The following is a 14,033-nucleotide window of genomic DNA, read 5'->3' as shown; positions in this document are numbered from 1 at the left end:
CGGCGGAGCCACCGCCTCAGCGCAGGAAGCCGGAGACGCGCTCGCGCAACGACGCCGGGTCCAGCCCCTGGCCCGCGAGATGCTCGTCGATCGTGCCGTAGCGGCGCAGCTCGCGCCGGGGGATGCCCAGGCCGAGCACCCGATGCGGGCGATCGGCGAGCGCGTCGTTGACGGCGGCGGTCGAGGTGCCCGCGAGATACGGCTCGACAAGCACGACATCGACTGCCGCCCCGGCACCCGCTCCCGCCCCGACACCCGCTCCCGCCCCGGCCGTCGCACGCAACGTCCGCTCGTCGAAGGGCCGCACCGTAGTGGCGTACAACACGGTCACATCCAGCCCCTCGACAGCCGTGAGCACGCTGTCGAGCATCGGCCCGACCGCGATCACCACGCCGCCGCGCCCCTCCCGTACGGTCAGGAAGCGGCCGGGGACGATATTCCGCGGGGCGGAGTTGGAGTGTGCCGACAGCCGGACGTACACCGAGTCGTCACCGGCCGCGGCCGCGTCCCGCAGCAGCGTCTCGGCCTCGTCCGGGTGGCCGGGCACATGGACGGTCCAGCCGTCGAGCGTGTCCAGCAGGGCCACATCGCCGGGGGCCATATGGGTGTAGCCGCCCGCGGGCCAGTCGTACGAACCGGCCGCGCTCACCAGCACCCCGCCCACGCCCTGATGCCCGAAGTCCAGCTTGACCTGCTCAAAGGGCCGCTCGACCAGAAAGCTGGCGAAGGTGTGCAGAATCGGCCGTATCCCGGTCAGGGCCAGTCCACCGCCGACGCCGACCAGCAACTGCTCGCGGATGCCGACATTGATCACCCGGTCGGGATGCGCCCGGGCCGCGTCCGTGAAGCCGTCCTTACCGATCTCCGCCAGCACGACGGCCAGCCGGGGGTCGTCGTCGAGAAGACGGGAGGCGGTGGCGGCGAAACGCTCACGCATGGTGTCCATCGAAGACAGTTCCTCTCACCTTGGAAACGAATCAGACCTTGGCCTCGACCCGGGCCACCACGGCATGCGGCCGCCCCGGGTGCGTCGCGGTGTACGCCTCGTAGAGCGCCTGGTGATCACGCCCGTCCACGGTCGTCGTGGACCACCCCGCGGCCTCGAAGCGCGCCGCGATGCCCCCGGGCCGGCCATGGGTGGCGGAGGCGTTGTCGACAACGACCGTGTGCAACCGCTCCAGCCCGACGGCCCCCGCATACGCGATCGCCTCGTGGTTGCTGCCCTCGTCCAGCTCGGCGTCGCCGACGAGCACCCACACCGCCGGCCCGGAGAGCCCCTGCGCCCGCAACCCGAGCGCACTCCCCACGGCCAACGGCAGCCCATGCCCGAGTGAGCCACTGCTGATCTCGGCGCCTGGTACGAGCACCCGATCCGGATGGTGCCCCAGCGGCGACTCGTACGCCCCGAACCCCGGCAGCAGCGACTCGGGCAGGAACCCCTTGGCGGCGAGCACGGCGTAGTACGCCATCGGCCCGTGCCCCTTGGACAGCAGAAACCGATCCCGGTCCGGAGCATCCACGGCCACCGGCGAGACCCGCAGCACGCGGTGGTAGAGCACCCAGACCACGTCAAGCGTCGAGGTCGCGGCCGGCCCGTGCTTCTCGTCCCCGGTCATCAGACTCATCAGCCGAGGAAGATCGTCGTACCCCTGCGCGGTGTGAACGTCGGTGAAGGTCATGGACCGAGCGTGCAACTTAAACCAAACTTCGAGTCAAGCACCCACCCTCCCCGCCGACGCCGCAGCCCGCAACCTCCCGCTAACGCTGAGCAATCACCCAATCCCACTGAGCGAACACCCCGGCTGGTCCCGCCGGACTCCCGATCTTCACCCTGGGGTGGCAGCGGCCACCCCCTGAGGTGCGGTATTGTTCTTCATGCGCGGTCGGCGAGGGGAAAGCCCAAGCCGAACGAGCACCGGGACGTGGCGCAGCTTGGTAGCGCACTTGACTGGGGGTCAAGGGGTCGCAGGTTCAAATCCTGTCGTCCCGACCAGCGTTTTCGCAGGTCGGAGGCCGTTTCCGTGGGTAGCGGAAGCGGCCTTAACCGTTTCCCGGCTGGGAGCAATGGGGAGCCCTCTGGGAGCCCTCGTGCTCCCAACTCGCAGACGTGTCAACGGTGCCCGATTCGTCCGTCACTCGATCCGGTAGACCTACGGCGCCGTACCGCGCCCCTGCGCGCCGCCGTCAACCGTAGGCCCCCGCGGTCACCCCATCGATTCGGATGCTCTGTACATCAAGAGGCATAAGGACCCTTGTCGACTCCCGACCCCCTTCCGGGGTGGGAGCACGGAGTCGCGCTCCCCGTGCGACAGGGGAACCGGGGGACTGTCAGTGATCTCTTCGGGTCAGTTTTTGCAGGTCGGCGGGCACGCGGGTGTTCTGGTCGCTGTAGGTGGCCTACGTCAAGGCGAGGTAAAGCCTGAAGGGTGTCATTATTCCGATCAGGCTGCTGAGCTGGGCGTTCTCTGTCGATGGTGAGGCAGTCGGGGTGGCGTGGTGTGGTACTCGTTGAGCAGTCCACCGAGCACCTGCCGACGCCTGACCGTGCCAGCAGGTAGGGGGATGATGTCCGGGTCGTCGTCGGGGGCTCGTAGGTCCAGGCTGCGGTGGGGTCGTCTGGCGTTGTAGTGCTGGGCGTACGTGGTGAGGACGGTGTGCAGGTCTCGTTCGCCGGTGATGAGGAGTCGGTCGGTGCATTCGGCGCGGGCTGTGCGTATCCATCGTTCGGCGAACGCGTTTGACCGGGGGCTCTGCGGCGGGGTCGGGATGACGGCTGTGCCGTTGCCGGCGAAGACGGCATCGAACTCGGCGGTGAACTTGCTGTCACGGTCCCGGATGAGGAATCGGAAGCACCCAGCCCTCTCCTCGAGGTCCATGAGCAGGTTGCGGGCGAGTTGAGTAACCCATACGCCTGTAGGACGTGTGGTGACGCCCAGGACATGGACGCGCCGGGTCTTGATCTCCATGACGAAGAAGACGTAGAGACGCTTGAGGAAGACGGTCTCTACGTGCATGAAGTCGCAGGCGAGCAGCGTGTGGGCCTGGGCGCGGAGGAAGGAGCGCCAGGTCTGCTGGGATGCGCGCTGCGGTGCGGGCGGTAGACCGGAGCGGCGCAGGACGCGCCGGATCGTGGCGGCGGCGACCCGATGGCCGAGCCGTCGCAGTTCACCCTGGATTCTGACGTATCCCCAGGTCGGGTTCTCTGTCGCCAGGCGCTGGATGAGCGCGACTGTCTCTTCCAGCAACGGTGGCCGACCGGGTCCGACCGCCGTCTGGCGCCACTTCCAGCGCACCAGACGGCGGTGCCAGTTCAGCAGGGTGCCCGGGGTGACCAGCCGATGGCGGCGCAAGGCGGATGGCAGGTGCCGCGCGAGAGCGGAGAGGACGGCACGATCAGCCCATGAGAGCTTTGGCCGCTTGATCTGCCGGCGAAGCACGGCGACCTCATGATGAAGGGCAAGGATTTCGGCGTTGCTCGCGGCGGTCGAGCGGCCCAGCAAAAGGAAGCAGCCCAGCAGACGGCAGAAGATCAGGTAGAGCAGTCGCAGACTCACAATCACTGATCATGCCCACACTTGGGCGAGCACAAAGCCCCAGGTCAACCACCGTACGGCAATAAAGACACCCTTCAGGCGCGAAAGGCCCGCGCTACTACGACTGGGCCTGGATCCACATCGGCACCAGCCCCCACCGCCACCTGCTCATCCGCCGCAACCGCACCACCGGCGAACTCGCCTTCTACCTGTGCTGGTCACCCACCGAAGTGCCCCTGTCCGAACACATCCGCGTCGCCGGTGTCCGCTGGAGCGTCGAGGAATGCTTCCAGGCCGCCAAGGGCCAGGTCGGGCTCGACCACTACCAGGTCAGGCACTGGACCTCATGGCACCGGCACATCACCCTCGCCATGCTCGCCCTGGCCTTCCTAACCGCCCTCGCCGCCGACGCGGCCCCCGAACGGCCCGCCCACGCGCACCACCCCGCCCGCAGCCGCGATCCGATCACGCTGACCGTCCCCGAAATCCGCCACCTGCTCGCCGCCGTCTTCAACTCACCGACCGTGACCGCGACGAGGCTGCTGCACTGGTCAAACTGGCGCAGACGCCACCAGGCAACAGCCCGGCGCAGCCACTACCAACGACGGACCACCAGCGAACCCACTGGGTAGATCACGAAACCGCACTGTAGTACTAAGCCTCGCCTGAGCACGAAGTGGACGTCACTCGACTACGGCGAAGCCCTGAGGGCTGTCGCAGAATAACTTCAGGCTTTGATTTTGGTCAGGCGGTCTGTCTCGCGAGGTCATCGAGTGCAACGGCGCTTCGTCGTTCGTGAGTTATTTTCCGACGGCTCCCTGGGCCGCTCAGGGGTCGACCGGGTCCGGCGCATGCGTTCTCGGCGTTCCCTCAGGCCGAGAACGAGAGGTAACGCCGCCTCAGATGGTCGGGGTGTCGTCAACAATCGGCCTGTGAATCTCAATGACCGGCTTCCACCCCGCGGAGAACTCGATGAAGTCTGCACGGGTGGGGTAGGTGTCGAACGCGCGGCGGTCACGTTTGGGGCTGTCGGTCCCCTTGCGCCCCCGCGGAATCTGCTCCTCGAAGATGTCCACCTTCACGTCGGGAACCTCCTTGAGGCCCTGGCGCCAGATCTGTACGGTGTCGGCGCCGAAGGCCTGCCGGGCCGCAGCGTAAAGGGCTGTGAGGGCTCCCTTGTCCCCACCAGGGACGAAAAGTGCCAGGTCCAGCACGACACCGGCGGACTGGAGGACCTCGATGGTCACCGAGCCGTTCTCGTCAGCCAAGTAGATTCCGGCTTCATTCTCGTCGTCGGGAAGGCAGGAGACCTCTTCCTGGAATACGGTTCTCGCCGTGATCGAGCCGCCCTCGAAATCCTCACCGGACTTGGTCAGAAAAGCAGGGACATAGCAGTCGGGAAGCTTGAGTTCTGCCGTGTCGGCGGAAATGAAGAGCCTGTCCTTCACGCCGAGCTTCGTCACCTCTTCCAGCGAGAGGCGGCGAGCGGTGATCTTCTCCGTGTTCACGATTTCCCTTTCAGCTTGCACTGTCCCTCCGAACAAGGACGCTATCACGAAACCCTGAGGCCAACTGCCCAGTAATCTTTGGGTAAATGGCCTCGATGTCCTGCGCGGGAGGATGCCGAAGCGAGTGCCACTCGGTGGGGAACGCGCATCCGCCAGGTAGTGTCCCTCGTCATGCTGTTGGGGATCAACTGGCGGTTGCATTGCGGTGGGTTGGGTAGCACGGAGGAACTATAAGAGAGTTTACGGCAGATATCACCCATATCCCCTTCGGGGAGGTGGCGGCGAGGTAAGGCGATCTATTCGTCGTGCATCTCGAAGAGCGCAGCGGAAACCAACCGGATGGTCCGACAGCGCAACAACGGAGACCCCCATCGGCAGCATCTGGATGGAGCGCGAACCGGAAGTCGCGTACTACCGCGGTCTCTTCGGTCAGGACTTCGCCGTAGTCGGCTGACGCCCGGTTGCTGACGGCTCGTCATGTTGGGCGGGGTTCGGTACACAGCAGGCACGGACGTCCGCGATCATGGAGTTCTCTACGCTCTGTGACCTTGGACTGCCCGTGCCTGCCGACGCATCATCTCTGACCTACCCGGGTCACTCAGTCGAACAGCGGCGCCAGTGCGTTCGGCCCGGCCAGAATGCGCCAGGCGGGGATACGCACGACTCGTGCGATGGGTCCGGCCTTCGTGCTCCGGCCGCCGGAGGGCAACCCGATGAGCAGACCGGCTCGTTCGTGCGTCAGGCGGAGGTGTCGTGCCGGGTCACGGCCGGATGGGGGCCGGTGTCGACCAGGACCGCTGTGTTGCCTGAAGGGTGTCTTTATTGCCGTACGGTAGTTGACCTGGATCTTTTCGATCGCCCAAGTATGGGCATGATCTCTGATCGTGGGTCTGCGACTGCTCTACCTGATCTTCTGCCGACTCCTCGGCTGCCTCCTTGTGCTGGGTCGATCGACCGTGGCGAACAACGCTGAGATCCTTGCTCTCCGCCACGAGGTCGCTGTGCTGCGCCGACAGGTCCGGCGGCCGCGGCTCTCGTGGGCTGATCGCGCCGTACTCTCGGCTCTCGCCCGGTACCTGCCACCCGTCCTACGTCGCCATCGGCTGGTCACCCCGGGCACCCTGCTGACCTGGCACCGTCGTCTGGTGCGCTGGAAGTGGCGCCAGACGACGGTCGGACCCGGTCGGCCACCGCTGGCGGAAGAAATAGTCGTGCTCATCCAGCGCCTGGCGACAGAGAACCCGACCTGGGGGTACGTCAGGATCCAGGGCGAACTGCGACGGCTCGGTCATCGGGTCGCCGCCGCCACCATCCGGCGCGTCCTGCGCCGTTCCGGCCTGCCGCCCGCACCGCAGCGAGCATCTCAGCAGACCTGGCGTACTTTCCTCCGTTCCCAGGCCCATACGCTGCTCGCCTGTGACTTCATGCACGTGGAGACCGTCTTCCTCAAGCGTCTCTATGTCTTCTTCGTCATGGAGATTGCCACTCGGCGCGTCCATGTCCTGGGCGTCACCGCCCACCCGACCGGCGCATGGGTCACTCAACTGGCCCGCAACCTGCTCATGGCCCTCGAAGAGAGGGCTGGGTGCTTCCGGTTTCTCATCCGGGACCGGGACAGCAAGTTCACCGCCGCATTTGACGCCGTCTTCGCTGGCGACGGCATAGCCGTCACCCCGACCCCGCCGCAAAGCCCACGGTCCAATGCTTTCGCCGAACGATGGATACGCACAGCCCGCGCCGAATGCACCGACCGACTCCTCATCACCGGCGAACGACACCTGCGTACGGTCCTGACCAGGTACACCGAGCACTACAACTCCGGACGAGCCCACCGCAGCCTCGACCTACGTGCTCCAGACGATGACCCGAACATCATCCTCCTGCCCGCCGCCACGGTCAGGCGCAAGCAAGTACTCGGCGGACTGCTCAACGAGTACCACTCCACGCCACCCCGACCGCCTGACCATCCACAGGAAATGCCCAGCTCAGCGGCCTGATCGGAATATTGACACCCTTCAGGCTTGGGGTCGGTGAGTCGGTCTGGTGCCCGTTGTCCGAGGGATTGATGCGGCCGGTGTCTGTTGTAGTGCTCCGTGTACTCGCCGACGACAAGGCGCAGGTGGCGCTCTCCGGTGATCAGGACGCGGTCGGTTGCCTCGCGTCGGCATGATCCGGTCCAGCGTTCCGCGATGGCGTTCATCCGGGGCACCTGGGGCAGTGTCGGAATGACGTGCACGCCGTTCGCCTGGAAGACGGCGTCGAAGCTGTCGGTGAAGTAGGTGCCGCGGTCCCGGATGAGGAAGCTGATCGACTCTGCGCGGTCACCGAGGTCCACGAGGTAGTTCCGTGCTTGCTGGGTGATCCAGGGGCCGGTCGGGTGCCGGGTGATGCCGGCGATGTGCACGTGTCGGGTGCCGTGGTCGATGAAGAACAGCACGAACCAGCGCCGCAGGAAGAGTGTGACCGTCATCGGCGGTGTCACGCGAAGGACGTTGCCCAACAACCCGTCCTTCCCGATGAGTAACCCGCGCTCACGGCACTGCGCGTGAACGGCGTTCGTCGCCGCGACTGCCGGGACCTTGGTCTTCGGTTCGATGAGTTCGAACCCGAGCATGAGTCCGGTGCCTCGGACCTCTCCAATCAGCGAGTAGCGGGTAGCGAGTTCTCGCAGTCCGTCAAATAGAAAGCGGCCGACCTCGACGGCGTTGGCTTGCAACTCGTGCGAATCGATGAAGTCAAGTACGGCGTTGCCTGTGGCCATCGCGATCGGGTTGCCACGAGAGGTCGATATCGAGTTCGCGGTGAGACAGTTCATCAGGTCGTCCACCCGTCCGGCGGTGTCGCGAATCCACCCGCGCCTGACCAATGGCCAGGGCCGTCTACGGCTGTCTAGAGCGGAAGCGGCGGCCACGCACCCCAGGGCTGGGACCACGTGTACGTGCGTTCCGCGTTGTCCGTCCGCCAGCGGCGCGGGGCCGTGGTCCCGAGCCAGTCCAGCGGTTCGACGCCGCCGGGCGATCCGCCGTCCAGCGCGAGCCGGACGGCCGCGCCGAGGTCGGCATCGGTCTGCGGGGTACGGGCGGCCGGGGCGACGGAGACGAACAGCGCGGTGCCGGAACGGGCCACCAGGTCCAGGAACTGACGGTTCAGCCGGCACTCGGTGGCCGGGGTACAGGGCACGCAGTCGGCATCCACCGCGTAGAAGCGGCTGTGCTGGGCCAGCCGGAAGGCGAGGGTGTTGATGCCCATCCGTCGGGTGCGCTCCCAGTGACGGCCCGAGGTGTCGTCACCGGTTCGCTGCACCTGCACCAGACCCGCAGCCAGATGTCCGACGGTGTTGCAGCCAAGCACCACGGCGTCCCCGGCCGCCTTGGCGATGGTCCGGTAGAGGCCCACCAGCACTTCGGCGGTGGTGCGGGTGCGGTCGGCGAGCCGCCATCCGGCACCGGCCATTTCGTGCGGTGTGTCCGGGTGGAAGCGGCCGAAGACGTCGTACGTGCTGAAGTCGTGCTTGATCAGCTCGAAACCCCAGGAGCGGAAGCGGGCGACATCGGCGGCGACGATCGCCAGCGTCGCGTCCAGCGACGGGTCCAGGGGGATCCGGCCGGGAGCGCCGGTGTCCGTGCGCATCCCCTCCGTCGGCACCCGGGACAGCAGCGGCCGGAACCACAGGCCTGGCCGGGCGCCACGGTCGGCGATGCCCGCGGCCAGGCCCGCCATGTCGTCGAACAGGCCCGGGCAGGCTGGTGTCCCACGGCCCTCCCGGGGCGCTTCCTCCGCCCTCCGTCCAGCCGTCGTCGACGACACAGAACGGCCGCACTGGATGGTCCCCGGCGAACTCGGCGATGGTGGCCGCGTCGCGCAGTACGGCGTCCGGGCCGAAGTCCTGGCCGTAGGCGTAGTACCAGTTGTTGCAGCCGACCACCGGCTGCGCGGGCAGCAGCGGATCGGGGGACATGGCGGCGCACAGCTCCTGGAGCGCCGCGTATGGGGTGGTGTCCGCACCCGTCGCCACCCCGACCACCGTGGCGGCGGCGATCTCCCGGTCGCCCGGCAGCGCAGGCAGGCCGCCGGAGCGTACGTCCAGCCACAGCGTGGTGCCGTCCTCGTCCACCGTCCAGCAGCACAGCGCCCCGGCGCGGGTCCGCACGCCCAGCCCGGCACTGGTGCCGGTGGCCGGGTCGGTGCCCAGCCAGTACCAGGGCAGCGGGCGTTCCGGCTGGATGCCACGCCACTGCAACTCGCCGTACGAGCGCTCCCACGCATCGCCGAGCACCAGGGCGGGGCGGTGGCCGCCGGGGTGGTGGCGCCAGCGCAGCGCCACGGTCGACAGGCCCTCCGGACCCGGCGCGGCGAGCGTCAGCCGCAGGGCGCTGTACGGATCGTGTCGCGCCGTCACCTCGGCGCCGGGCACGGTCCAGCGGCCCGTCCCCGCCGGTGCGGCGGTGCGCGCGTCACCGGACGGACCGGTGAGCACATGGACGGAGTCGGGCAGCGGAACGTCGATCGTGGCCATCGCCCTCACCCCTTCACGGCGCCGGAGGTGAGCCCCTGCACGATGTGGCGGCTCGCGAAGGCGAAGAGCACCATGGTCGGCAGGATCGTGAACACGGCCGCAGCCGACATCGAGCCCCAGTCGATGTTGAAGCTGGAGATGAATCCGTTGAGGGCCGTGGGGACGGTCTTGTTGGCGTCGCTGTTCATCAAGGTCACCGACAGGAACAGCTCGTTCCAGCAGTTGACGAAGTTGAAGATGAACGCCGCCACGATCCCCGGACGCATCACCGGGAGCAGTACCCGGAACAGCGCCGAGAACCGGGAGAGGCCGTCGATCATCGCTGCCTCCTCCAGCGCGTCGGGGATGTTCTCGAAGAAGCCGCGGAGCATCACCGTGCAGAAGGGGATGCACACGGCGATGTAGACGAGGATGAGCCCGAGCCGGTTGTCGACCAGCTTCAGGTCGGTCATCAGCAGATACAGCGGGCCCAGCGCGATGAAGGCCGGGATCATCTGGGTGACCAGGGCGGCCGTCAGCAGCGCGGACTTGGTGCGGAACTCGAAGCGCGCCAGCACATACGCCGACAGCATCGAGATGGCGGTGGCGACCGCGCCCGCGACGGTCGCGACGATGAGGCTGTTGGTGAGATAGGTCCCGAAGTCGGCCTTGTTGAACAGCTGGCGGTAGTTCTCCAGCGAGAAGTGCTCGGGCCAGTAGGCGAGGGGGAAGGAGAAGATGTCGCCCGGCGCCTTCAGCGAGGTGATGAGGATCCAGTACAGCGGGAAGACGGTGAAGGCCAGCCACAGCACCAGGAAGACGATCCGGACGGCCCGGCCGGCCGCGGTCTCTTTGCCGATCACGACCTCACCTCTCGCTTTTCGCGCGTGGCCAGCAGGAAGAACACCGTGAACAGCAGCAGCCCCGCGATCACGAGGAGACCGAGCGCCGACGCCTTGCCGTAGTCGCCCTGCTGAGTGATCTTGATCATCCAGGTGGTCACGATGTGCGTCTCGTTGTTCGGCCCGCCACCGGTCATCCCGAAGATCAGATCGGGGAAGTTGAAGATCCAGATGACCCGCAGCAGCACCGTGAGCACCAGCGTGACCCGGATATAGGGGATGGTGATCTGGAAGAGCGTGCGCGCCTTCCCGGCCCCGTCCAGCGCCGCGGCCTCGTACAGCTCGTCGGGGACCGACTGGAGCGCGGCCAGGATCATGATGGCGAAGAAGGTGACGCCGTACCAGGTGTTGGCGATCAGCACGGCGATCATCGCCTTGTGCGGATCGGCCAGCCACGCCACCGGCTCGTCGATCAGCCCCGCCTTCTGGAGCAGGTCGTTCACGACGCCGAACTCGCTGTTGAACATCCAGCGGAACAGGATGCCGATGAGGAACCCGGAGATCGCCCAGGGGAAGAAGATCAGCGCCTGGTAGACGCCGCGGAAGCGGAACCGGCGGCGCAGCCACAGGGCGAGCGCGAAACCGATCACGAGCTGGGGCACGATCGATCCGATGACCCAGGCGCCCGTATTGCCCAGCACGGTGCCCCAGTTGGGGTCGGAGAAGACACGGTGGAAGTTGTCCAGGCCCACCCAGGAGGTGTCGGTGAGATCGTTCAGATCCCAGTGGCGGAAGGCCATCTGGCTGCCCGCGATCATGGGGTAGTACGTGAACACCGCCACGAAGATCGCGGCAGGCGCCATGAAGGCGGCGATGAGCAGGCCCCGGCGGGTCGTGAACTCCCGCTTCCGGCCGCCCCGCGGCCCGTTCCGGGCCCGCGGGGCGGCTTGCTTCCGGACGGGGCGCGAAGTCTTCGGCCCGGTCGTCGTTGCGGACGTGGCGGGCATCCCTACTTCTCCTGCTCCCACTTCTTGGTCCAGTACGCGTCCCAGCCCGTCAGCAGCTCCTTGGGCGACATCTTGCCGATCACCATCTTCTGCACGTCGGCGTCGGACTTCTGTTCCCACTCGCTCCACCAGGTCACGCCGCGCGGCTGGCTGACGTTGAGATAGGTGTCGGGGTGCTTGGTCATGGTGACGTAGGACGACCACGGGCCGGTCTTGTAGAACGGGTCCTCGGTCGCCGACTTGAGGATCGGCACCAGGCTGTTCTTCTTGGTGAAGTCCGTCGACGCCTTGCCCTGGGACAGGAACTTGATCAGCTTGACGGTCTCGGCCTTGTGCTTGCTGCCCTTCGCGATGCCCCAACCGGCGGTGGCCAGCGGCTGGACGGTCTTCCCGCTGGGCCCGGCCACCAGCGGAGCGGTGTCCCACTGCTCCTTCGAGATCGACTTGGACTCGGAGATCGTGGCGATGACTTCCGGATCCTGGAGCAGGAAGGCCGTGGAGCCGTTGGAGAACGCCTCGACCATCTCCGGGTAGCCCCAGGACACGGACGACTTGGGCGATGCCTTCTTGAAGAGTGTGAGGTAGGTCTTGAGGGCGTCCAGGGCCTCGGGCGCGGAGAAGATCGTGCGCCCGTTCTTCAGCTTGTAGCCGTTGGCGAGGTCGACCTTGTCGGCCACGTACGCCTCGATGATGGCGGTGGCGTTGCTGTTGGCGTTGGCCCCGCCGCGGAACGCGTAGCCGTAGCGGCGCTTCGCCGGGTCGTTGATGGCGGACGCCTGCTTCAGCAGCTGGTCCCAGGAGGCCGGGGGCTTGCTGAACCCGGCGTCCTTGATCAGGTCCTTGCGGTAGAAGAGGCTCAGCCCGTAGAAGCCGTAGGGGACGAAGAAGGTACGGCCCTTGGCGTCCTCGGACGCCTTGACGGCGTTCTCCGTCATGGCGTTCCAGCCCTGCCAGCCCTTGAGGTCCTTCTCCATGTCGTACAGCCAGCCGTTGTTCGACCACGGGCCGACCGTGATGTCCCGTACCTCGAGCGCGTCCACGCCGCTGCCGGACTGGAGCATCTGCTGGATCTTCTGATCGGCCTGTTCGGTGGGCGGCGAGATCAGGTTGACCTTGATCTTGGGGTTCTGCTTCTCGAAGTCGGCTATGAGCCCCTTGAGCAGATCGGTGCGGGCGGGGTTGGTCAGGCTCTCGACCATGTTGAGCGTGACCGTGCCGTTCGCGTTCGAACTCATGGCGGAACAGCCGGTCAGGACCATCGCTGCGGCGGTGCCGAGGGCGAGGGCTGCCGTCCTTCTCCTCATCGTGCTGACCTCTTTCTTGGGTGCGGGCCGCGCTCGGAGCGGCTTGGGGAGTCGGGGGTGGGGAGGGGAGTACGGTGTCGCGCCGCTATGGCGCGCCGTGCCGCCCGCGAGCCGCGCGGGCCCACTCAGCCAGGACGGGGACGCAGGTCTCGGCGAAGTACTCGTAGTCGGCGGCGGTGTTGTAGACGTGGGCGGACACCCGCAGATAGCCGATGCCGCCGAAGCTGGTGAAGGCCGCCTCGACACCCAGCTCCCCGGCGACCCGGTCGCGCAGCGCGTCGGCCTCGACGCGGGTGGTGCCGAGCCCCTCGGGCAGCCGCACCAGACGCATCCCGGGGACCGGCATGCCGACGTCGACGCTGCTGTCGGCGCCGGTCAGCTCGGTGAACGCGGCACCGATGACCTGCGCGGCGTAACCGGCTAGGTGGTCCATATAGCGGCGGGCGCGCCTCCAGCCCCAGGTGTGCTCGATGAAGCCGAACGCCGTCGGTGCCGCCAGATAGCAGGTGGCATCCACCGTGCCCTGCTGGTCGAAGCGGTCGGGGTACGGGTCCTCTGCACCCCATGAGTCGATCGGTGGGTAGAGCCGCTCACGCAGCGGACCACGGGCGACGAGCGCTGCGGTGCCCCGGGGCGCGCATCCCCACTTGTGCAGGTTTCCGACCCAGAAATCACAGGTCAGCCCCGAGAGCGGGGCGGGGAGCAGACCAGGTGCGTGCGCACCGTCCACGAGCAGCGGGATCCCGCGCCGCCGAGCCTCCGCGCCGATCCGCTCCACCGGCAGCCGGCGGGCGGTCGCCGAGGTGATCTGGTCCACCACGATGAGGTCCGTCGCCTCGGACAGTTCGGCGAACACGGCCTCGCACGCTTGCTCCTCATCTGCGTCGAGGGGTACCCGCGCGGTGCGGACCCCGCCATCCCAGCGGTCGCGCGCCAGCCGCTCGGCGCCCATGGTCACGGCGCCGTAACCGTGGTCGGTGACGACGATCTCCCCGCCGCGGCGGCGGTCGAGGGCGGCGTACACGGTGCTGATGCCCGCGCTCGCGTTCGGCACCAGGGCCAGGTCGTCGGCGGCCACCGCCAAGAAGTCGGCGATCTCGCCCCTGGTGTCGGCGATCCGCTGAGGCAGCGCCGGGAACCACACCACCGGGGAGCACTCCATCTCCACCCGCAGCTGCTTCTGCCGTTCCTGTGCCACCAGGGGAACCGCGCCGAAGGAACCGTGGTTCAGGTGTCTCATGGCGGGGTCCAGCGTCCACGCTCGGTCGGCGGGACGGCCGTCGGCCAGCAACAGGGGGCGTGGCGCCGCGATGACATCGGTCTCGCTCACATGAGTCCCGATCT

Annotated in this window: 12 protein-coding genes, 1 tRNA gene and 1 pseudogene; 4 read left to right on the top strand and 10 right to left on the bottom strand. The window is 67.3% G+C overall.

Translation table 11 applies throughout. The features are described from left to right. Positions 1-16: 16 nt before the first annotated feature. Positions 17-946 (bottom strand): transketolase, encoded by a 930-nt coding sequence (locus tag CGL27_RS11745; RefSeq protein ID WP_119986439.1) that lies wholly within the window; start codon positions 944-946, stop codon positions 17-19. Positions 947-977: 31 nt separating this feature from the next. Then, on the bottom strand, positions 978-1,679 hold the full coding sequence (locus tag CGL27_RS11740) for a transketolase (protein WP_119986437.1): 702 nt from the start codon (positions 1,677-1,679) through the stop codon (positions 978-980). Between the two features lie 237 nt (positions 1,680-1,916). Here CGL27_RS11740 and CGL27_RS11735 point away from each other — a divergent pair. After that, positions 1,917-1,993, top strand: a tRNA-Pro gene (locus CGL27_RS11735). Positions 1,994-2,441: 448 nt separating this feature from the next. Here CGL27_RS11735 and CGL27_RS11730 read toward each other — a convergent pair. Further along, positions 2,442-3,554 (bottom strand): integrase core domain-containing protein, encoded by a 1,113-nt coding sequence (locus CGL27_RS11730; RefSeq protein ID WP_119986435.1) that lies wholly within the window; start codon positions 3,552-3,554, stop codon positions 2,442-2,444. A gap of 209 nt (positions 3,555-3,763) precedes the next feature. Here CGL27_RS11730 and CGL27_RS11725 point away from each other — a divergent pair, with 209 nt between their 5' ends. Further along, entirely contained in the window at positions 3,764-4,165 is a 402-nt protein-coding gene (locus tag CGL27_RS11725; RefSeq protein ID WP_119986433.1) for a hypothetical protein, read from the top strand. Between the two features lie 267 nt (positions 4,166-4,432). On the opposite strand, the gene CGL27_RS11720 is transcribed toward CGL27_RS11725, so the two are convergent. After that, positions 4,433-5,041 (bottom strand): hypothetical protein, encoded by a 609-nt coding sequence (locus tag CGL27_RS11720; protein WP_119986431.1) that lies wholly within the window; start codon positions 5,039-5,041, stop codon positions 4,433-4,435. Positions 5,042-5,925: 884 nt separating this feature from the next. Between CGL27_RS11720 and CGL27_RS11710 the strand changes: the two genes are divergently transcribed. Continuing rightward, complete coding sequence (locus CGL27_RS11710; RefSeq protein ID WP_119986429.1) at positions 5,926-7,038, top strand: integrase core domain-containing protein; 1,113 nt, start codon at positions 5,926-5,928, stop codon at positions 7,036-7,038. A gap of 104 nt (positions 7,039-7,142) precedes the next feature. Here the strand turns inward: CGL27_RS11710 and CGL27_RS51925 are convergent. Further along, positions 7,143-7,856 (bottom strand): annotated as a pseudogene (locus tag CGL27_RS51925) (aminotransferase class III-fold pyridoxal phosphate-dependent enzyme); the annotation flags it as partial. 74 nt (positions 7,857-7,930) lie between these two features. Beyond that, the gene (locus tag CGL27_RS50930) at positions 7,931-8,761 is read right to left on the bottom strand and encodes a hypothetical protein (RefSeq protein ID WP_205587677.1); all 831 of its coding nucleotides are present in this window, start codon (positions 8,759-8,761) and stop codon (positions 7,931-7,933) included. 191 nt (positions 8,762-8,952) lie between these two features. Between CGL27_RS50930 and CGL27_RS50925 the strand changes: the two genes are divergently transcribed. Then, on the top strand, positions 8,953-9,588 hold the full coding sequence (locus CGL27_RS50925; protein WP_205587676.1) for a hypothetical protein: 636 nt from the start codon (positions 8,953-8,955) through the stop codon (positions 9,586-9,588). Here CGL27_RS50925 and CGL27_RS11695 read toward each other — a convergent pair. The 4 genes from CGL27_RS11695 to CGL27_RS11680 form a co-directional block, all read right to left on the bottom strand. Continuing rightward, on the bottom strand, positions 9,563-10,399 hold the full coding sequence (locus CGL27_RS11695) for a carbohydrate ABC transporter permease (protein ID WP_119986427.1): 837 nt from the start codon (positions 10,397-10,399) through the stop codon (positions 9,563-9,565). The two genes, CGL27_RS50925 and CGL27_RS11695, sit on opposite strands and share 26 nt — an antisense overlap. Beyond that, the gene (locus CGL27_RS11690; protein WP_119986425.1) at positions 10,396-11,385 is read right to left on the bottom strand and encodes a sugar ABC transporter permease; all 990 of its coding nucleotides are present in this window, start codon (positions 11,383-11,385) and stop codon (positions 10,396-10,398) included. Before CGL27_RS11690 ends, CGL27_RS11695 begins: the two co-directional genes overlap by 4 nt. 2 nt (positions 11,386-11,387) lie before the next feature. Then, entirely contained in the window at positions 11,388-12,689 is a 1,302-nt protein-coding gene (locus tag CGL27_RS11685; protein ID WP_119986423.1) for a sugar ABC transporter substrate-binding protein, read from the bottom strand. An 85-nt stretch (positions 12,690-12,774) separates the two neighbouring features. Further along, complete coding sequence (locus CGL27_RS11680) at positions 12,775-14,019, bottom strand: aminotransferase class V-fold PLP-dependent enzyme (RefSeq protein WP_119986421.1); 1,245 nt, start codon at positions 14,017-14,019, stop codon at positions 12,775-12,777. Positions 14,020-14,033: the final 14 nt, after the last annotated feature.

The sequence above is a fragment of the Streptomyces sp. 11-1-2 genome (assembly GCF_003595545.1).
Taxonomy (GTDB): Bacteria; Actinomycetota; Actinomycetes; order Streptomycetales; family Streptomycetaceae; genus Streptomyces; species Streptomyces hygroscopicus_B.
Note: the sequence above shows the minus strand (reverse complement) of the source record. Positions and strands in the feature narration are given on the sequence as shown.

Coding starts and splice junctions, on each gene's coding strand:
- CGL27_RS50930 (WP_205587677.1), bottom strand. CDS start 8,761: ATGGCGGGCCTGGCCGCGGGCATCGCCGACCGTGGCGCCCGGCCAGGC.
- CGL27_RS11740 (WP_119986437.1), bottom strand. CDS start 1,679: ATGACCTTCACCGACGTTCACACCGCGCAGGGGTACGACGATCTTCCT.
- CGL27_RS11685 (WP_119986423.1), bottom strand. CDS start 12,689: ATGAGGAGAAGGACGGCAGCCCTCGCCCTCGGCACCGCCGCAGCGATG.
- CGL27_RS11745 (WP_119986439.1), bottom strand. CDS start 946: ATGGACACCATGCGTGAGCGTTTCGCCGCCACCGCCTCCCGTCTTCTC.
- CGL27_RS11690 (WP_119986425.1), bottom strand. CDS start 11,385: ATGCCCGCCACGTCCGCAACGACGACCGGGCCGAAGACTTCGCGCCCC.